General features: G+C 71.7%; 18 protein-coding genes. 3 read left to right on the top strand and 15 right to left on the bottom strand.

All coding sequences use genetic code 11. The annotated features are described in order from the left end of the window. Positions 1-216 precede the first annotated feature (216 nt). On the bottom strand, positions 217-1704 hold the full coding sequence (locus tag AB8A24_RS01415; protein ID WP_328962535.1) for an FAD-dependent monooxygenase: 1488 nt from the start codon (positions 1702-1704) through the stop codon (positions 217-219). Further along, positions 1701-1880 carry a hypothetical protein gene (locus AB8A24_RS01410; RefSeq protein ID WP_328962534.1) on the bottom strand — a complete coding sequence of 60 codons (180 nt, stop codon included), beginning with the start codon at positions 1878-1880 and terminating at the stop codon, positions 1701-1703. Before AB8A24_RS01410 ends, AB8A24_RS01415 begins: the two co-directional genes overlap by 4 nt. Positions 1881-1996: 116 nt before the next feature. Between AB8A24_RS01410 and AB8A24_RS01405 the strand changes: the two genes are divergently transcribed. Then, positions 1997-2308, top strand: coding sequence for a helix-turn-helix domain-containing protein (locus AB8A24_RS01405; protein WP_328962533.1), 312 nt, complete (start codon positions 1997-1999; stop codon positions 2306-2308). 26 nt (positions 2309-2334) lie between these two features. Here AB8A24_RS01405 and AB8A24_RS01400 read toward each other — a convergent pair whose 3' ends face one another. Further along, positions 2335-3111 carry an MGMT family protein gene (locus AB8A24_RS01400; protein ID WP_328962532.1) on the bottom strand — a complete coding sequence of 259 codons (777 nt, stop codon included), beginning with the start codon at positions 3109-3111 and terminating at the stop codon, positions 2335-2337. Continuing rightward, positions 3108-3779 (bottom strand): RNA polymerase sigma factor, encoded by a 672-nt coding sequence (locus tag AB8A24_RS01395; RefSeq protein WP_328962531.1) that lies wholly within the window; start codon positions 3777-3779, stop codon positions 3108-3110. The genes AB8A24_RS01400 and AB8A24_RS01395 overlap by 4 nt, the downstream gene beginning before the upstream one ends. Positions 3780-4261: 482 nt before the next feature. Between AB8A24_RS01395 and AB8A24_RS01390 the strand changes: the two genes are divergently transcribed. Next, positions 4262-6448: a BTAD domain-containing putative transcriptional regulator gene (locus AB8A24_RS01390; protein ID WP_369474329.1), complete on the top strand. Its 2187-nt coding sequence runs from the start codon at positions 4262-4264 to the stop codon at positions 6446-6448. A 30-nt stretch (positions 6449-6478) separates the two neighbouring features. Here the strand turns inward: AB8A24_RS01390 and AB8A24_RS01385 are convergent, their stop codons facing one another. From AB8A24_RS01385 to ddaH, 11 genes are all read right to left on the bottom strand, one after another. Beyond that, a complete protein-coding gene (locus AB8A24_RS01385) occupies positions 6479-7084 on the bottom strand; it encodes a LysE family translocator (protein WP_369474327.1) in 606 nt (201 codons plus the stop codon). A 20-nt stretch (positions 7085-7104) separates the two neighbouring features. Then, positions 7105-8400: an ATP-grasp domain-containing protein gene (locus AB8A24_RS01380; protein WP_328962528.1), complete on the bottom strand. Its 1296-nt coding sequence runs from the start codon at positions 8398-8400 to the stop codon at positions 7105-7107. Further along, the gene (locus AB8A24_RS01375; RefSeq protein WP_369474326.1) at positions 8387-9346 is read right to left on the bottom strand and encodes an alpha/beta hydrolase; all 960 of its coding nucleotides are present in this window, start codon (positions 9344-9346) and stop codon (positions 8387-8389) included. Before AB8A24_RS01375 ends, AB8A24_RS01380 begins: the two co-directional genes overlap by 14 nt. 62 nt (positions 9347-9408) lie before the next feature. Continuing rightward, positions 9409-10695 (bottom strand): MFS transporter, encoded by a 1287-nt coding sequence (locus tag AB8A24_RS01370; protein WP_328962526.1) that lies wholly within the window; start codon positions 10693-10695, stop codon positions 9409-9411. Beyond that, the gene (locus AB8A24_RS01365; protein WP_369474324.1) at positions 10692-11942 is read right to left on the bottom strand and encodes an acetyl-CoA carboxylase biotin carboxylase subunit family protein; all 1251 of its coding nucleotides are present in this window, start codon (positions 11940-11942) and stop codon (positions 10692-10694) included. The genes AB8A24_RS01370 and AB8A24_RS01365 overlap by 4 nt, the downstream gene beginning before the upstream one ends. Positions 11943-12065: 123 nt before the next feature. Further along, positions 12066-12431, bottom strand: a complete 366-nt coding sequence (locus AB8A24_RS01360; protein ID WP_033214911.1) for a Rieske 2Fe-2S domain-containing protein — start codon at positions 12429-12431, stop codon at positions 12066-12068. Next, the gene (locus AB8A24_RS01355; protein WP_328962524.1) at positions 12431-13846 is read right to left on the bottom strand and encodes an iron-containing redox enzyme family protein; all 1416 of its coding nucleotides are present in this window, start codon (positions 13844-13846) and stop codon (positions 12431-12433) included. The genes AB8A24_RS01360 and AB8A24_RS01355 overlap by 1 nt, the downstream gene beginning before the upstream one ends. 71 nt (positions 13847-13917) lie before the next feature. Then, positions 13918-15003: a 50S ribosomal protein L11 methyltransferase gene (locus tag AB8A24_RS01350; RefSeq protein ID WP_328962523.1), complete on the bottom strand. Its 1086-nt coding sequence runs from the start codon at positions 15001-15003 to the stop codon at positions 13918-13920. 324 nt (positions 15004-15327) lie between these two features. Next, positions 15328-16083, bottom strand: coding sequence for a 2OG-Fe(II) oxygenase (locus AB8A24_RS01345; protein ID WP_328962522.1), 756 nt, complete (start codon positions 16081-16083; stop codon positions 15328-15330). A gap of 32 nt (positions 16084-16115) precedes the next feature. Next, on the bottom strand, positions 16116-16670 hold the full coding sequence (locus AB8A24_RS01340; protein WP_328962521.1) for a methylated-DNA--[protein]-cysteine S-methyltransferase: 555 nt from the start codon (positions 16668-16670) through the stop codon (positions 16116-16118). Positions 16671-16777: 107 nt separating this feature from the next. Beyond that, positions 16778-17644: a dimethylargininase gene (gene ddaH, locus AB8A24_RS01335; RefSeq protein WP_030714021.1), complete on the bottom strand. Its 867-nt coding sequence runs from the start codon at positions 17642-17644 to the stop codon at positions 16778-16780. Between the two features lie 318 nt (positions 17645-17962). On the opposite strand from ddaH, the gene AB8A24_RS01330 reads away from it, so the two are divergent. After that, positions 17963-19273 (top strand): SidA/IucD/PvdA family monooxygenase, encoded by a 1311-nt coding sequence (locus AB8A24_RS01330; protein ID WP_328962520.1) that lies wholly within the window; start codon positions 17963-17965, stop codon positions 19271-19273. Positions 19274-19321: the final 48 nt, after the last annotated feature.

Below are 19321 nucleotides of genomic sequence, written 5' to 3'. Positions count from 1 at the left end.
CGCTCTGCAAATGTGCGGTTGTCCGTGCTGACATGTCAGCACGGGAGCCTGATCGAGGCAGATGGAGCAGGACGCAGGAGGATGGAAACAGTGCTTAATGTCCGATTTTCCGGCGTTTCTGCAGGTCAGGGAGGTAACAATTTCGGGTTCGAATCTCCTAGGCTCCACACTCAAATGCCCTCCGACCTGCGGAAACGCAGGACCGGAGGGCATTTTTCATGTCCGTCGGCGGGGCTCGCCGAACCAGTCGCCCAGGGCGCCGGCCAGATCTCCGCCGTCCGGGGCCCAGGCGATGTACCCGTCGGGCCGGACGAGGACGGCGTTCCAGGGAAGCGGCCGGGCGGGCGTCGCGGATACCGTGCGGACCACGTGGGCCCAGGCCGCGCCCTGCTCGCCGTGGGCCCGGCCGGCCTCCCCGAGCAGGAGCAGGACGGGGCGGCCGGGCAGCAGCAGCCGGATCAGGTCGGTCGGGCCGGCGGCGGTGGTGAGCGGCAGGTTCGGCAGGAACCGGCCCTCCCCGCGGGAGCCGCGCCCGGTGCGCGCGGGGTACACGGTCTCCTGGGCGCTGATCATGTGGCCTACGTGGGTGTTCACCGCGTCGATCCCCAGGAGCTCGGCGACGAGGTCGCGCAGGGGGTCGAGCCCGGGGTCCGGCCGCATCAGGGTGAGCTGGACCCGGGTGTTGTCGATGACGCGCTGCCCGGCGGGCCGGCGTTCGGCGTCGTAGGTGTCGAGCAGGTCCTTGCCCGCGGTGCCCGCGAGGGTGTGCGCGAGTTTCCAGGACAGGTTGAGAGCGTCCTGCAGACCCAGGTTGAGGCCCTGCCCGCCCACGGCGAAGTGGACGTGGGCGGCGTCGCCGGCGAGGAACACCCGGTCCTGTCGGTAGTTGCGCACCAGCCGGGCGAAGTCGCTGAAGCGGGACAGGAATCGCGGGTCGGCCATGGGCACGCGGTGGCCGATGACGCGTTCGGCCTCCTGGCGCAGCTCGTCGAGGGTGAGCGGGGAGTGCCGGTCGGGGTGCGGGCCCCGGAAGTCGATCGTGATGAACCGGCTGTGCCCGTACGGGTCGACGCCCGCGATCGTCCAGCCGCGCGGGGTGCGGTGCCAGCCGTACGGCACGCTGTCCGGGTCGGTCAGCCGCACCAGGCCGAGCCCGGCGGACACGGTGGCCGGGTGGGTGTCCGCGGCGAAGCCGAGCCGCTCGCGCACCGTGCTGCGGGCGCCGTCGGCGCCGACGACGTACTCGGCGGTGAACCGCCTTTCGCCGTCCGGGCCCTGGGCGCTGACGTGGACGGCGTCGGGCTCCTGGACGATGTCGGTCACCCGGTGTCCGCGCAGCACGTCGACGCCCCGTTCGCGGGCCCGGAGCTCGAAGTCCCGTTCCAGTTCGGCCTGGGAGCGGCCGAGCACGGGGCGGGGCTCGGTGGCGGGGGCGGTGATGACGAGTCCCGGGGCACCCGCGAAGTGGAACCCTTCGGCACGGCCGCGCCCCAGCAGGTCCTCGGTCGCGATGGGCACGGGCAAATGACCGCGCCGGGCCAGACCCTGCGCGGTGCGGGCGTGCACGGTGCCGGCCTTGGGCCGGTCGACGGTCCGCGGTTCGGCTTCGAGTACGACGGTGCGGACGCCGTGGTGCCCGAGCTCGGCGGCGACGAGCATCCCGACGGGACCGCCCCCGACGACCAGGACCTGGGTGTGCTTCACGCGGTCCTCCTGGGGGAGCCGCCGCGCAGCAGGGTGGTGGTCACGGCGCACAGCAGGGCGGGGACCGTGAGGAGCACGGCGGTCAGGGTGGCGGTGCGCCCCGACCGGGCCGGCCGCCCCGGTGGCTCTTGCGGTCGTAACGGTGGCGCGGCCGACGGTGTGGTCTGCGTACTCATGGGCACAACTCCCGGCTCGGCCCGGCCCGCTGACGGCCAGGTTCGGTTTTGATCGAACCTTAAGCTGGCACAGGAGGGAGGTATGATGCAAGCCGTACCTATGGGAGGAGGGCGCGATGCCCGACGAGGACGGCCACCCCTCGCTGGAGGAGATGAGCCTGCTGGTCGTGCTGAACGCGCTCTCCGACCCCCTGCGTTACGCCGTCGTGCGCGAGCTGCTCGGGGAACCGGCGGGCACGGCGCGCACCTGCGCCTCCTTCAACCTCCCGGTCTCGAAGTCGACGACCACCCACCACTTCCGGATCCTGCGCGAGGCGGGCCTGGTGCGGCAGGTGGACCGCGGCAACAGCCGGGCGGCCACGCTGCGCCGCGTGGACCTGGACCTGCGCTTCCCCGGCCTGCTCGACCTGATCGCCGCCGACCGCTGAACGCGCGTCGGCCGGAGGCCGGAAGGTCAGACGACGGCCGGCCGGCAGCTGAGGCAGCCCCGGAACCCGGCGGCGGAGGCCTCGTCGGCCGAGGTGAAGGGCACCTCGTGGCGGGCGGTGATGCGGCGCGCGTGCGCGCAGGTCGGATAGCAGAAGATCCGCGTGGTGCCGCTGCCCAGGAACCGGGCGCCCGCCCGCACGAACCGCTCCACGCGCTCGGCGTCCACGCCCTCCCGATCCCGAAGCCGCCGTTCGAACCCGGCCGGCAGTCCGCAGTCGGCCGGGAGCCCGTCGTCCGTGCACAACCGGTGCGCGGGCACGAGCACGGGGACGGGGTTGGCCCGGACCGCCGCCACCACCACCTCGGGCGCCAGATCCGGCAGCCCGGCCTCGCGGGCCAGCCAGGCCGCCGGTCGGAGCTGCCCGAACGGGATGGCCCGGGTCGCCCGCAGGACGGCGCGCTGTTCTTCCGGAAGCGGCCCGAACTCGTAGCGCAGGGTCCGGTCCCGGCCGCGCAGGGCCCGTGCCAGACCCGGCGGGGGCTTGACCCCGGAGAGCGCCGACCGATGGGTCCGGGCCCGGTAGGCGTCCTCGAACGCCCGGTCGTCGGCGTACCAGTCCGTGGCGGCGGAGCCGGTCACCGCGCCCCGCCCGTGGGCGACGTAGAGGGGGCCGACCGGGGAATCGACCCGCACGTAGCAGTCGTAGCGATGTGCCGGAACGCCGACGCGGTCCAGCACGCGGGCCGCGAACCCCGCGGGTGCCGCCTCGCGCAACGTGTCCAACTCGTCCGGCAGTCTCATCCCGTCGCCTCCTTCCTTTCCGTCCGGGCCGGTTCGTGTGTCGTCTTCGCTGTTGTTGTCTTCGCTGTCGCCGTCTTCGCCCCGGCCGCTCCGTGCGTCGCGCGGTCGGCGGCCAGGCCGGGCTCCGCGCGCAGGGCGGCGAGCCCCCGCGACACCTGGGCCTTCACCGTGCCGACCGGGCAGCCCAGGATCCCGGCCACCTCCTGGTAGCTCAGCTCGCCGATGTGCCGCAGCACCACGGGCAGCCGGTGGTGGTCCGGCAGCCGGGACAGCGCGGCCACCAGCCGGGCCCGGCGCGCGCCGTCGAGCGCGAGCTGTTCCGGCCCGGGGCAGCCGTCCGGGATCTCGATGGTCGTCACCTCGATGCCGTCGGCGACGCCGGGCCGGCGGCTCAGGGTGCGGACGTGGTTGCGCCATACGTTCGCCGCGATGGTCAGCAGCCAGGCGCGCGGCTGGAGCTGCCCGCGGCGCTCGGGCGGGTACCCGCGCAGGGCGGAGTAGGCGCGCAGGAACGTTTCCTGGCCCAGGTCGTCGGCGTCCCGCGCGGAGCCGGAGAGACGCAGCAGGACAGCGCGCACGGTGCCGGCCTGGGTGCGTACGAGTTCGGTGAACCCGTCGTCCAGGTCGGTCGCGAGCAGTTCCGTCAGCGGGAGAGTCGTCTCGTCCATCCTCCTTGTGAACACCGGGCCGCGCGCGAACGTTGCAGCTACCGCCAAAATTCTTTTACTTTGCTTGCCATTCGCATTCGGTGTGATATCCGGTTCCCTTTATGTCATCCGCATATCGGGCGCGCCGGTGCGATCTTCCCGGGCGTGGCGGAGATCTTGTCGGGGCGAGATCATGGAGTACTGCCCATTTCTCGCCATCTGGCCGATATTCGTGGGAATCCCAAAGCCGGAGGTACAAGGGGTGCGATGTGACCGGTTCGGAACAAAAGGGGGCGAGCCCCTTGACCAGTGGTCGCACCGCGAAGCTAGAGTTGCGAACGAGTTGTGGGCGCACAGCCGGGTCGCTCACGGTCCGGGTTGCTCAAGATCCGGTGAGGTCTCGGGGGAGGCGTGGTGGCGACCGTTCTGCGCACAACAATGGAAAAACGATTCACAAGGCGTTGCCTTCCCGCCTCGCTTTCGTCCGTACTCGTATTCCCGGCATGATGGGGAACCGCGTCCGCGGCACGGCGCCCGCGGACGAAGACTTAAGCGGCGGCAGTTGGTCCTTCGGTGAACGGCTTCTCTCGTTCCGGGGACGCGAGGGACTGACGCAGCGCGAGCTGGCGGAACGCGCCGGGGTGAGCGTGCGGGTCCTGCGGGACATCGAGCACGGCCGGGTCCACCGGCCCCAGACGCGGACCGTACGGCTCCTGGCCCGGGTGCTGGGCCTCGACGCCGACACCGCACGGCAGCTGGCGCCGCCCGCGCGTGAGGCCGTACGACCGGGGAACGAGCGGCTCCACATCGGCGTCCTCGGTCCGCTGTCCGTTCGGTACCGCGGCGTCGAGACCCACGTCCACGCGGCCAAGGTGCGACGCCTGCTGGCCCTGCTCGCCGTGCGGTACCCCGAAGCGGCCGGCCTGGGGGAGATCACCCACGCGCTGTGGCCGAAGGACCCGCCGCGGTCGTACCAGAACCTGGTGCACACCTACGTCAGCCAGGCGCGCCGGGTGCTGCTGCTCCCCGGTGACGGGGCGCAGGCACCGGCCCCTTCGTTCCTGGCCCGCACCCACACGGGCTACGTGCTGGAACTGGAGCGCGACCAGATCGACCTGACCCAGTTCCAGGACCTGTGGGCACGGGCCCGGCAGGCACACGGGGCCGGTGACGCGGAAGCGGCCCACGAGCTGGCCGAACGCGCCTACGGCTGCTGGCGCGGCCCGCTCCTGGCCGGCGAACCGCTGCTGCCGCACCATCCCGCGGCCATGGCGGCCGCCCGACAGCGGGTGGAGAGCCTGCTGCTCTACACCGACCTCTCCCTGCAGGTGCGGCGGCCCGAGCGGGTCCTGGGAGCCCTGCGCGGCGCCACGGAGGAGGAACCGCTGCACGAGGGCCTCCAGGCACGGCTGATGCTGGTGCTGGCGAGCTGCGGGGAGCAGCGGGAGGCCTTGCGGATCTACTCCGAGGTGGCCCGCCGGCTCGACCGTGAGCTGGGCGTCCAACCGGGCGACGAACTGCGCCGCGCCCACCTGCGGATCCTGCACCAGGAGCTGCCCTGGCCGCGGACGGGACCGGCGGCCACGTGGGCCGCGTTCGACGCGGCGCCCGCGCCCGCGCCCCGGCCGGCCGCGCCCCCGGCCAGGCCCCGGCCGTCCCAGACACCGGCGGCGAGCACGGGCTTCGTCGGCCGCACCGCCGAACTGAAGCGGCTGGACCGGCTGCTCCTGCCCACCGGCGAGCAGGTCGGGCAGGTCCCGGCCGTGCTGGTCACGGGCTTTCCCGGCGTGGGCAAGACGGCGCTGGCCGTGCGCTGGGCACACCGGGTGCGCGACCGGTTCCCCGACGGGCAGTTGTACGTCGACCTGCACGGGTACGCCGACCGGCGGGCGCTGCACCCGCAGGAGGTGCTCGCCTCGTTCCTGCGCGCCCTGGGCGTCCCCGACGGGGAGCTCCCCCGGTCCCTCGACGAGGCCGCGAACCTGTACCGCACCCTGTTGTCGGACCGGCGGATGCTGATCGTGCTGGACAACGCGCGCCAGGAGAGCCAGATCCGTCCGCTCGTTCCGGGCGCGGCCGGCTGCGCGGTCCTCGTCACCAGCCGCGACACCCTGCCGGGACTGGTGGCCCGGGACGGCGTCCCGCGGCTCGACCTCGACGTGCTCGGTGAGGACGAGGCGATCACGCTCCTGGCCCGGCTGCTGCGCAGCGGGCGGGTGGACGCCGAGCCGCTGGCCGCGAGGGCGCTGAACCGGCGGTGCGGAGGTCTGCCGCTGGCGATCCGGCTGCTCGCGGCACGGCTGGAGGAGCACCCCCGGGTCGGTATCGCCCAGCTCTGCGTGGAGTTGCAGGAGGCCGGGGCGTTCCGGGAGCTGCCGGTCGAGAACGACGACCTGTTCACCGCGGTCCACGCGGCGTTCGAACTCTCCTACGTGTCCCTGCCGGAGCCCCTGCGCCGCTGGTTCCGGCTGTTCGCGCGGACCGAGGGACGGCTCGTCAGCGGCTACGCCATGGCAGACCTGGCGGGAACCACCCCGCTGGAGGCGACGCGGGCGCTGCGCCGCCTGGTCGGCGTGAGCCTGCTGCGGGAGTGCGCGCCCAACCGGTTCTCCCTCCCCGCTCCGCTGCTGCGCTATGCGCGCAGACTGGCGCTGCGGGAGGACGCGCAGTGCCCGCTGCGGTCGGTGTGACCGCAGCGGGGGCGCAGGCGGGAGGCCACATCACCCGCCCAGTGCCAGCCGGACCGCGAAGAGCCCGAACACGGCGGCGGTGAGGCTGTCGGCGATCCGCAGCACCCGCGGGGACCGCAGGTGCGGTGCGAGCCGGTGGACCAGCCGCATCCAGGCGAGGAGCCAGAGCAGGCCCAGGGCCAGATAGCAGGCGGCCAGCAGCGGGACCCCGATCTCGGGGGCCATGCCCACAGGCACGAACTGGGGCAGGAAGGCCATCAGGAAGATGCCCACCTTGGGGTTGGACCCGGTGCACAGCAGGCCCTGCCCGAAGGCCTGGCGCACCGACGGTTCACCCGTGGCGGGCGCGGGGACGGCCGTGGTTTCCGGGGTCGGCGCCGGGGGCTGGGCGCCGACCCGGGCGGTGGCCCGCCGCACGGCGAGCACGGCCCAGCCGAGCAGCACGACCGCGCCGGCCCAGCGGAAGGCCGCGAAGAGCCCCGGGCTGGCCGCGAGGAGGGCGGCCAGCCCGGCCGCGCCGAGTCCGGCCTGGACGGCCCCCGCGGTGATCATGCCGAGTGCGGCGGCGGTGGCCACGCGGAGGGAGCCGTTCAGCACCAGGTTGGTGATCATGACGAGGTCGGGTCCGGGCGTCATGATCACCACCAGGGAACTGATCAGGAAGGCGGCGGTGTTGATCGCTGCTCCTCGATGGAAAGCAGGCGTTCCGCGGCCCGGACGGCCTCGTAGTCCCGCTGGATCTGTTCGGCGTCGGGGTGGGCGAGGATCACGAACCCGAAGTTGAGGCTGTCGACCAGGTCCTTGGTGGCGGGGACGTGGTCGCCGTCGGTCAGGTTCTGGATCGAGAAGTGGTGGCTGGGGAGGTCGCGGACCCCGTCCAGGGCGGCCGTGCCGCTGACGGTTCCGGAGCGGGGCGCGATGTGGAAGACGCACATCTGGTGGACGAGCAGCTCGTAGCCCTGCGGGAGTTCGCCCCCGGTCAGCCAGCGCACGGTCCGGTCGATCTGGCTGTCGCCGGTGGCGTTGCGGTTGAAGCGCGGCTGGCCGCCGCCGTGCGGCCGGGCCCCGAGCTCGATGAGCAGCGGTCCGTCCGCCGTCCCCATCACCTCGACGTGGGCCGAGCCGAAGCGCAGACCCACCGCGTCCAGGACGCCGAAGACGTACTCCGTGAGGCCGGGCAGGGCCGGATCGTCCGGGGGAAGCCATCGCATGGTGTCGTAGACGGCCATGTGCGGACCGTTGTCGACCTTGCGGTAGGCGCACACGTCGACCACGGCGTGCTTGCCGTCGTGGCTGAAGGTGTCGATCACGTACTCGGTCCCGGTGACGAACTTCTGGACCAGGAGCCGGTCGTCGACCTCGCCGAACTGGTTGACCCGGCCGAGCTGGCGCGCGAACACCGCCCGCCAGTCCGCGCCGCCGACCAGCTTGATCACACCGTCGGTGCTGGCGCTCTTGGGCGGCTTGACGACCAGGTCCGCCCCGGCCAGGCCCTCGCGCTCCAGCCAGGCCGCCACCTCGTCGGCGTCATCGGTGCAGAGCTGCGGGATGACCGGCAGGCCGGCCGCGGCGACGGCGGCCGCCATGGCGGCCTTGTCCCTGCGGGCATCGGCGAGTTCGGGTACGTTGCACCGCTCGGGCGTCACGAGCGGGGCGAGCCGTTCGGCCAGTTCCACCCCGGACTCGCAGCCCGCCACGACGCAGCGCGGGTCCAGCGCCCGCAGCCGCGCGACGACGGCCTCCAGGTCGCCCTCGTAGACGATGACCTCGGGGAAGTCCTGCGGCCGGTAGGAGCCGGCGTAGGCCTCCGGGGGGCGGGGGCCGGTGACCACCGCCACCGCCGGGACGCCGTGGTCGGCCAGCGTCCGGGCGAACAGGGCCCCCGAGGAGTACGGGTCGACGATCACACAGGGGCCCTGCGGTGCGTCCGGGATCCGTTCAGCGCTCGTCACGGCCGGCCGCCTCTCCGGCCGCCAGGGCGGCCACGGCGTCGCAGTAGCGCGCGAAGAACCGCCCGGCCGGCTCGCTGATCCGGCGGGCGCGCACCGGGGCGTGCACCATCCCCTCCTCCATCACGTACGTCACCGGCGTGCCGTTCTGCCGCAGTCGGGCGGTGTACTTCTCGGCGTCCACGCGCAGCGAGTCCATCTCGCAGCCCACCACGTACGCGGGCGGCAGGTCGTGGAAGGTGCCGGTGAGCAACGGCGAGACGTACGGGAGCTCCGCCTGTCCGGGCTCGGGGCAGTAGCACGCGGTGTAGAACTCCATCTCCCCGCCGGAGAGCAGGGGCGCGTCCTCGCCGCCGTGCCGCCACCGGGTGAAGTCGAGCACCGGGCTGATGACCGCCTGGCCGCGCAGCCGGGGGCCGCCCCGGTCGCGGGCGATCATCGAGAGGACGACGGCCATGTTGGCCCCGGAGCTCTCCCCGCAGAGCACCGCGCCCTCGGGGTCGATGAAGTCGAGCCCGAGGGCGGGCAGGTCGGCCAGCGTGCCGCACAGTCCGGCGTAACAGTCCTCCAGCGGGCCGGGATGCGGGTTCTCCGGGGCCATGCCGAAGTCGAGGGCGACGGCCACCAGGCCGGTGCGGTCGGCGAGTTCGGCGACCAGGCTGTGGTGGCTGTGGAGGGAGCCGATGACGAAACCGCCGCCGCGTATGTAGAACAGCACGGCGTCGCCCGTGCGCCGGGCCGGCTCGTAGATGCGGATCCGGGCGGTGCGTCCGCCGTGGGTGACGCTCGCGTCCCGGTGGGTCACGCCCTCGGGCACGGGGATCGGGAGGACCTCGGTCAGCCCGTCGTACAGGGCGCGCTGTCGTTCGACGGGGTAGGTGTAGAAGTCCGGCGGCAGGGCGCCGTCGACCGTCTTCACGAAATTCTCGATGCCGTCTGCGTAGGCCATGGGCAGCTTCGCTCACTTCCGGATCACGGCGTGCCGGAGAACCGCGGCACGGGTCAGGGGGCTCAGGGTGTTTCGGCGGGCGCCGGCGCGGCCGACGGTTCGGTGTCCGCGGCCGGCCGCCGCTTGTCGGCGGGGGGCTCGGCCATGCCGATCAGGGTGACGACGACGGCGACGGCGGTCAGTGCTCCGCACAGCCACCACACGGAGGCGGCCGAGGCCTGCCACGCCGCGATGCCGATCACCGGGCCGACCGCGTAGCCGATCTGCATCGGGAAGGAGGAGGCGGCGATGTAGCGGCCCCGCAGGTGCGCGGGGGCGACCTTGCCGGGCCAGGCGGAGGCCGTCGGGGTGCCGATCATCTCGCCGACCGTCCAGACCACGGTCGCGATCACGAACATGGCCATGCCGGGACCGGCCACGTAGAGGTTCATGCCGACGCCGACCAGGCCGACGCCCAGCGCGACGGCGAACCGTCCGGGGAGGTGCTGCACGTATTTGGTGAACAGCAGCTCCAGGCAGATGACCATGGCCGCGTTCAGCGAGAGCAGCGCGGAGTAGAAGGTCGGTCCGTGGCCGTCGGCCTTGAGCTGGAGCGGCAGCGCGGAGGTGTGCTGGATGTAGACGACGGCGTTGAGGAACAGCGCCAGCAGGAACAGCAGGTAGCGGCGGTCGCGGAGTACGGCCAGGTACGAGGCGCCGTCGGCCTGCGGATCCCGGGCGCCGGGACCGGTGGTCGTCCCGGTGCGGACCAGGACCAGGGCGAAGAGGGCGAAGCCCACCGACGTCACCGCGTCGATGTAGAACATCAGGTCGTACGAGTAGCTGATGAGCAGGGCGCCGAGGAGCGGGCCCGCGGTGGTGCCGAGGTTGAACGCCATGCGGTAGACCGCGAACACCATGACGTGGTGTTCCTCGGGGGTGGCCTCCACCAGTAGCGCCGAGGAGGCGGGCCGGTAGGCCTGGGCGGCGATGCCGATCACCGCGGCCACCGTGATCACCACGGGCAGGCTGTCGAGGAAGACCAGGCTGAGGGTGAGCAGGCCGGCGAGGGCCATGGAGCCGACGATGGTCCACGCGTAGCCGACCCGGTCCGAGATCGAGCCGCCCGCCAGGACGCCGACGACCGAGCCCACGCCGTACGCACCGAGGGCGAAGGCGGCCGCGGACGTGCTGAAGCCCTTGTCGGTGAGGTAGAGCACCAAATAGATCTGGAGGAAATTGCCCAGCCGGTTGATCAGCATGCCGACCAGGACCAGCCAGATCGGTCCCGGGATCCCGCGCAGGGTCTGTACGACGGACGGCCGGGCGGCCTTGCGGCCCTCCGGGGAGTCGTGTCCGGTGTTCGTCACGGAGCGGGTACCTCCGCCGGGCGGGAGTCGAGCTCCACGATCTCGGGGGCGGTCAGCAGGGCGGCGCGGGCCCGCTCGACCGAGTCGGCGAGGGCGATCACGCGGGCGTAGCGGGAGATGTAGCCGCGCGGCGGCAGACGCAGCACCGAGCCGGGACCCGCCATCGCGTCGGCGCTGTGGACATCGGCCGGGAAGCGGTCCTCGTGGACGGTCACGGCATCGATCTCGATGTCCTCGTCCGGGTACAGGAAGGCTATGGCCGCGGCCTTGCGGTGGCGTACCTCGGTGTTCGGGCGGACCCCCGCCGCGGTGTCCGCCGCCGCCATCGCGACGTCGACGCCGGTGGCCAGCTCCCCGAGGTAGGGGATCATGTCGCCGCCGAGGCGGGCGTTGACCTCCATCAGACGCAGTCCGCCGGCGGTGATGCGGAACTCGGTGTGGCTGACGCCGGTGTGGAAGTCCAGGGCGGCGTGCGCGGCCCGCAGCGCCTCCAACAGCTCGGGATCGGTCAGCAGCGGGTCGGCGCCGTCGACCTCGTGACCCGTCTCCTCGAAGAAGGGCGCCAGGCCGACCTGCTTGCGGGCGACGACGAGCGGCACGCACTCCCCGTCGAAGAAGACCGTGTCGACGCTGATCTCCGGGCCGTCGGCGAACTCCTCGACGAGCACCGACACGTCGAAGACGGGAACACCGGGGTAGGAGGCGCCGGACGCCGCCCGGTAGGCGCTCTCCACGTCCTCGGGGCCGTCGGCCTTGCGCACGCCCATCCCGCCGGCCAGCCCGCGCGGCTTCAGCACGACGGGGAAGCCGATCTTCTCCGCCGCCGCCCGGGCCTCGGCCAGGGACCGGACCCCGATCGAGGCCGGCTGGGGCACCCGGGCCGTCTCCAGCGCGGCCCGCGTGGCGGCCTTGTCCCGGCAGGCGATGACGGACTCGGGGGAGTTGCCCGGCAGCCCGAGCGCCCGGGCCACGTGCGCGGCGGGGGTGACGAGGCCCTCGTCGTAGCAGAACACACCGGCCACCTCGTGCGCGGCGGCCACCTGCCGGGCGGCCGCCGTCAGGGCGTCCGCGTCGGTGTTGTCGACGATGGAGGAGCCCACGACGTACGGCTCTTCCCAGCTCACCGGTGCCGGCTGGAGGAGCCATAACGCGTAACGCGTGCTCACCGTCCGCAGAATGAACTCCCTGCTGCGCTGACCGCTGCTTCCGATCAGCAGCAGAAGCGGCTTCTCGCCGTCCCACGCCATGGTCCACACTCCTCGTTCGTCGTGATGCCTTCGGCCGGTGCGCCGCCACCTGTAGAACACCGGGTCGGTGCAGGCCGTTGCACCCGGCGCCGGATGTCCGACGCCGGGTGCAACGGGATGGGATCAGACCGCCGCACCCGGGCGGGCGAGTTCGGCCGACAATGGCCGGTACTCACGGCTGGTGCGGCCGCATACGTCGGCCGGGGCCGTCGCGGCGCGGGCGGGACGGTCGGGGAAGACCGCCGTGACCCGGTTCCCGGTCCGCACGGCCGGGATCTCGTTGCGCAGCCGCGCCGCGGACGTCTTGCGGTCGTGCCAGGGACAGATCAGCCGGCCGGCGTCCGGTGTCACACCGGCCAGGTGGAGCGGGCCGCCGCGGTGGGGGCACTGGGCGTTCATCACGAAGCCGCGGCCGTCGACCGTGGCGTACACGTAGGCCGTCCCGGAGACGACCACGCAGTTCTCCCGCCCCGCGACAGGGAAGCTCACTACAGGCATTTGCGGTAATCCCCCACCGAGTGGATCTCGTAGACACACTCCTCGGACAGAATGTCGGCGCCGTGCAGCCGGTTGCGCCGGATGACGACCCCCTCTCCCGCCTCCAGCGTCAGGGAGGAGCCGAGCCCGCTCTCGAAGCGCATGGTTCCGGAGACGATGTGGCAGAGCTCGTCGCCCTCGTGGCAGTGCGTGTTGGAGAGCTCGTTGAAGGGCTCGACCAGGTGCGCCACCGGCGCCTGGACCCGGCCCTCCTTGATGGCCTCGTAGACGGGACCGTGCAGCTTCTTGAGCTCCGGCTGGTCGTCCATCCAGGAGATCTGCGCGACGAAGTCCTTGTCGGCGACCTCCAGCAGCACCCGGTACTCCTCGATGCCGCGGACGATCTCGGGGATGATCCCCTCGCCGTGGGCCTCGATGAGCGGCGCGATGATCTTCTCGCGCGCCATCCGGCCGTGGTGCTGGTCGATGTGCACGTGCTCGGTGAAGTACGTGGTGTCGACGGAGTCGCCGAAGACACCGTGCAGCAGGCGGTCGGCCCGCCGGCAGAAGTCGACCAGCGAGCTCTCGGTGTAGAACAGGGCGCCGACGTAGCGGAAGAACAGCTCGTGGTTCTTGCCCAGGTAGTGGAAGTAGTTGTTCAGCAGGAGGCTGCTGTTGAGGTAGTACTGCCAGTACCGGTGCAGGTCGGACTTCAGGCCGACGGACTCCAGGGTCCGCTCGAACAGGGTGCTGTGCTTGGTGTCGTGCACGCCGTAGCCGTACTCGTCGATGACGACCTTGAACCACTCGGACTGGACCGGCCCGTAGTAGCCGAGGACGTTGCGCATCATCGGCGACGCCTCGGAGAGGAAGTCGGGGGCGAACTGCACCAGCCACATGCGGGCGGCGCGCTCGGGGTCGGTGGAGCCCGTGACGGCCGCCTCGATCGCTGACAGCTCTTCGCCGCCGCCCATGTCGAGCGAGTCGAGGTAACTGTCCAGGCTCGCCTTCGTCCACTTCCCGGACGTCTCGACCTCGTCGTCGAGGAAACCGAAGGCGTACCGCTCCAGCGCCGGCCGTATTCTCTCCCCGAGCGCCCGGTTGGCGGGGCTGTAGAACGCGCGGAAGTCCTCTTCCTTGCCCTCCAGGCCGGACTTGGGGAAGAACACCAGGTCGGCCTCGTAGACGGAGGTGAGCAGGCGCTGCACGGCCAGGCTCGTGTAGTCGAGGATGTTCTCCCGGCCCGGCACCTTGTCGAAGTCGAGGTGCGGCAGGACCTGCGGGCGCAGCTGGCGACGGTAGGGGTTGTCGTCGTTCTGCCAGTCCAGGTTGTCGAGGAAGATCGGGTTCGTGGCGTACTGCACGATCGCGTCGCGCAGTGCGGTGCCGCTGAGCTCGAACGGGACGTGCTGCGGTACGTGACTCATTGCGTTCTCCTTGGTCCGGATGCGCAGGAGGTACGGCCGGCGGTACGGGGTGGGCCCGCCGGCGGTGTGGGTCAGACGTGCACGCTGAGGGAGAAGTCGCTCCACCGGAGCCGGAGCGGGACGCTCTCGCCCGCCTTCACCGGGACGGACTTCTCCAGCGGGACCCAGCCCTGCATCCAGTGCGAGCGGGTGTTCTCCGGGGAGTTGGTCAGTGTGGTGCCGGCCGCCATGTCCAGCTCGAACCAGACGACCAGGGCGTGCGCCTCGCCGTCGGCGCTCGCGGTGAGGTCGATCTGGCGCTCGCCCGGCTCCAGGGGGTCCTCGGCCAGGTCGAAGTCCACGACCGTGGCCGTCTCGGAAAGGAACCGGTGGGGCCAGGTGCCCAGGCGCACCGGGAGGTGGCCGCGGGTGGACAGCGTGTTCATGAGCGAGACGTCGAAGCCGCTCGCCGTCGTGACCTGGTTGAGCCGCAGGATGTCCTCGCTGCTGACCAGACGGCCGAGGATGCGGGCCGCGGAGGGGAACATGATCCCGTGGGGCTTCAGCAGGTGCCGGCGCGCGTGCCGGATCGACGGCAGCAGGCCCTCTCCGATGAGCCCGCAGTCGACGATCTCCGAGACGAGCACGTCCACCGGGCCGTCGAGGTCACGGCCGATCTCCAGCGAGGTCGACGGCTTGCCGATCACCGTGATGACGTCGCCGTAGCCGTGGGCGTCGATGACCTGCCGGGCCACCTCCGCGAGCAGCGGATTCATCTCGCAGGTGATCACGCGGGCCGCGCCGGCCCGGGCCGCCGCCATGGCGAGCAGCCCGCTCCCCGAGCCGATGTCCAGCACGGTCGCCCCGGACGGGATGCCGCGAGCCAGGGCGCCGGCCAGGGCGTCGTTGCGCTCGGTGTCGTTCAGCATCGCGAAGTGCCAGCGGGGCACGGTTCTTCGGGCGATCCGGGTGAAGGCCTCGGAGTCGGTGGACGGACGGCCCGCGGGTGTCGTGAGCAGCGCGGACGCCTGCTCGGCGATGTCGTTCATCTCCTGCGCCAGCGATTGCAGGGACGCGGTGATGAGCCGGTGTTGAGAGCTGTTGAGCGACAGGCTCGGACCGTCGGGTCCGGGATCGTGCCCTGATGTCGCGACCTGTGCGCCCTGGACGTGCTGCATGTTCGCCACCGCTCCTCACGTTGGACCGCCCGATCAGCCGAGGTGCACGACGGCTCGTCAAGATCGGCGCTCCGTCGCAAGGCGACCGTACGGAAGCGCGATGGTGCGGAACTCCAGCGGAACTTCAGCGCGAGCGGCGGTTCTGCCGGGCGCGGGCCCGCCGTACGGGACGCTGACCCGCGAGAACCGCGCACCGCGGCGGTCCGCTGGAACGAGGCGGCAGAAACCGGGTCCTCGGACCGGTTGATTCCGCCGCCTCCCGGTATAGGGATCGACCGGGAAAACCTCGCGCCGATCACCCCGCTCCGATCGGCAAGACACCCCCTAGCGCGCGTCGTGGAAGATGACGCCCAGTACGTGGCGCTCCCCGCTGAGGACGGCGCTCACGCCGTGCCGCAGCGTCACCCGGCTCCAGCCGCGCACCGAGCGCACCGGGCGGTGGTCGACGGTGAAGATCAGGCCCTGGCCCTGGGTCGGCCGTCTGACGAGCGGGCGGGACTGGGCGCGCGGACGCTGTTCGACGAACACGCTCTCCCCGCCGGTGAAGTCCTCGTCCGGGCGGTCGAGCATGATCGCCACCTGGAGCGGGAAGGTCAGGTCCCCGTAGACGTCCTGGTGCAGGCAGTTGTAGCCGCCGCGCCCGTACCGGAGCAGGAGCGGGGTCGGGCGGTGCTGCCCGGCGGCAGCGCACGCCCCGAGCAGTCCCTCGTGGTCGGGGGCGAAGGCCGGCTGCCCCAGCCGCCGGGCCCATTCGTTGGCGATCAGGGCCAGCGGCGGGTACAGCCGTTCCCTCAGGTCCTGGACGAGTGGGGGCAGCGGGTAGGCGAAGTAGCGGTAGAGGCCCTCGCCGAAGCGGTGCCGCGCCATGGTCACGGTGCTGCGGAAGGCCGTGGGGTGGTCGAAGAGTTCCCGCAGCTCCGCACACTGCTCGGGCGACAGCAGCGGCGGGGTCACCGCCACCCCCTCGGTGTTCAGTTCCGCGGCCAGCCGCGTCCAGTCGAGGCTTCCGGGCGCGGGTGGGGCGAAGACCGGGCCGGGTACTTCGAGGCCCGGGAGCTGGGACGGCTCGTACGCGCTCACATGCTCTGCTTTCTGCGGCGGGGAGGGCGGATTCAGGCGGCCGGCGAGGCCGTGGCTTCGAGGGCGAGCAGATGGCGCTTGGCCTCCAGCCCTCCCGCGTAGCCGCTGAGACTGCCCGTGGAGCCGATGATCCGGTGGCAGGGCAGCACCACGCACAGCGGATTCGCTCCCAGCGCCGTGCCGACGGCACGCGCGGCGCCGGGCCGCTCCAGCGCCCGGGCGAGGTCCGCGTAGGTCGCGGTGCTCCCGTACGGGACGAACTCGGCCAGCATCAGGTTCGTGCGCCGGCTGAACGGGGTGGCGAGCCGCAGGTCCGTCGCGACGGTGAAGTCCCGGCGCGTCCCGGCCAGATAGGCGTCGATCTGCTCCCGGGCCTCGTCCAGGACCTTGCGTCCCGGTGCGTCCGCCTCCCCCGGTCCGGCCGGGCGCAGGCCGCCCCGGCCCAGGCGCTCCTCGGCCGCTTCGGTGGTGCCGTAGCAGCACAGCACGAGCGCGTCGTCCGTCGCCGCCAGCACGAGCGGCCCCAAGGCCGTGGGATGGATCGCCACCGTGGCGGTGGCGGCGCTGAGCGGACCGGGGGTCGGCATGGCGGGACTCCTTCGTTCGTCATGATCTTCATTCGTCACGACCCGGCCCACCGCCAGGGCCGTGCGGCGACGGTAGAAACACCGTCGCCGCCGAAAGGGTTGCGCGGTCAGCGGTCGCGCAGTTCCAGCGTGCAGCACTTGACGCTGCCGCCGGCCTTGAGCAGCTCGGAGAGCTCGACCCCGATCGGCTCGAAGCCGCGCGCCCGCAGCTTGGCGTGCAGGCCGGTGGCCGCGGCCGGCAGGAGTACGTGGCGCCCGTCGGAGAAGGCGTTGAGGCCGAAGACGGCCGCGTCCTCGGCGGTGGCCAGGATCGCGGTGGGGAACATCGCGCGCAGTACGGCCTGGCTGCCCTGGGAGAAGGCGGCCGGGTAGTACATGACCTCGTCCTCGGACAGCACGGAGAGCGCGGTGTCCAGGTGGTAGTACTCCGGGTTCACCAAGGTCAGCGAGGTGACCGGGAGGCCGAAGAACTCCTGCGCCTCCGCGTGGGAACGCGGGTCGGTGCGGAAGCCGGTACCGGCCAGGAGGCGGCGGCCGACGGTGAGGATGTCGCCCTCGCCCTCGTTGACGAACTCGGGCCAGAGGGAGTCCGTGTAGCCGCGGCCCTCCAGCCACCGCAGGTACGCCGGTCCCTCGGCGGTGCGCTCCGCGTGCCGGAAGCGGGCCCCGTAGACCTTGCCGTCGACGACGGTGGCGCCGTTGGCGGCGAACACCATGTCGGGCAGGCCCTCGATGGGGTCTATCTCCTCCACCACGTGGCCGAGTTCGAGGTACAGGTCACGCAGACCCTCCCACTGGCTGACGGCGAGCGCGTTGTCCGTGGCGTGCTGCGGGTTCATCCACGGGTTGATCGAGTAGGTGACGTCGTAGTGCCGGGGCCGGCACATCAGCAGACGTCGGCGCGTGGCGACCCGGGTGGGGCTCTCGGAACGGTAGAGGGCGCCGGCAGGGGTGATGGGCTCGGTGAGCGGCACGAGGGCTCCTTCTCATGGGGTTTCGATGGAAGCCCGGCTGCCCGAGGGATGGTTCGGCCAGCCGGATACGTGTGACGCAACTGATCACGTGACCCCATGGAAATGGGGCTCCGCATTGACCGGAAGTAATCGGTGGTACCGGCCAATCAACCCGCCCGCGAGGGCCGCCGCCGAGTTGATTGTCCGTGGCCGAGACGGCTTCCGGGCAATCGGGCGCTGCCATGGAATGTGGTCATCACCCGGGAGGCAACGCAAGGACGCGAACCGTCCTGCCTGACCGTACGAACCTGTCCACCTGTTCCATCTGGAGGTACTTCCATGGCGCATCGCAATGTCGAACTGCTCGCAGTCGGTGCAGGCCCGGCGAACCTGGCGCTGGCGGTCGCCGTCGAGGAGCTCGCACCCGAGCTGGCCGGTGACACCCTGCTGATCGAGCGCGAGCAGGACATCGTGTGGCAGCGAGGCATGCTGCTGCCCGACGCGCTCAGCCAGGTGTCTTTCCTCAAGGACCTGGTCACCATGCGCAATCCGACCAGCAGATTTTCCTTCGTCAATTTCCTTCACTCGCAGGAACGTCTCGACGCCTTCGTCAACCTCGCGAGTTTCGTTCCTTACCGCAGCGAGATATCCGAGTATCTGCAGTGGGTCGCCAACGAACTCGAGACGGTGCAGGTCGAATACGGCCGCGAATGCGCCGGCGTCGAGGCGGTGACGGGCGACGACGGTGAGCTGGCCGGCTGGCTGGTCACCCTGGCCGACGGCGACACCATCGGTTGCCGCTACCTCGTGATCGGCGCGGGCCGCGACGCCCACGTGCCCGCCGTGTTCGACGGTCTGCCGGCCGAGCGCGTCATCCACAGCACCCAGTACACGCAGCGCATCGCCGAGGTGCGGGCCGACCTGCCGCACCGCGTCGCGGTGATCGGCGGCGCGCAGAGCGCGGCCGAGCTGTTCGGCGCAGCGCTGCGGGACCTGCCCGAGTGCAAGCCGACGATGATCATGCGCTCGATCGGTCTGAACGGCTACGAGAGCAGCAAGTTCACCAACGAGCTCTACTACACGTCCTTCATCGACGAGTTCTACGGCTCCTCGCCCGAGGCCCGCCAGCAGCTCCTCGGCGAGATGTACCGCTCCAACTACGGCGGTCTCTCCCCGGCCACCCTGGACGGCCTGTACCGGCAGTTCTACCAGGACCGCCGCTCCGGCCAGGAGCGCCTGGGCATGCATCCCATGACGGACGTGACCGGCGCCCGCATGGACGGCGACGAGGTCGTCCTGACCCTCGTCGACCGCAAGTCGGGAGCCGAGCGGGAGATGCGCACGGACCTGGTGCTCCTGGGCACCGGCTTCGTCCGCGAGATGCCGTGGGCGGTCAAGGCCCTCGCGGAGTCGATCGGTGTCGAGGAGATCAACGTGAGCCGCAACTACCGGCTCGACCTCGGCCGTCCCGCGACCGCCGCCTGCTACCTGCAGGGCGTCAACGAGGCCACCCACGGCATCGCCGACTCGCTGCTCAGCGTGCTCGCGGGCCGCTCCGCCGAGATCACCCAGGACATCCTGGCGCACCGCCGGGCCCGCTCCGCGGAGGTTCCGGCCCCGCGGGAACTCGCCTTCGCCGGCGCTGTCTGAGACCCGCGCACCCCTCACGAGCCGTACCCGTCCGACGAGGAGAGACCG

Origin of the sequence: Streptomyces sp. BF23-19 (genome assembly GCF_041106355.1) — a bacterium.
Lineage (GTDB): Bacteria > Actinomycetota > Actinomycetes > Streptomycetales > Streptomycetaceae > Streptomyces > Streptomyces virginiae_A.
This window is presented reverse-complemented; position numbering and strand designations above follow the sequence as displayed.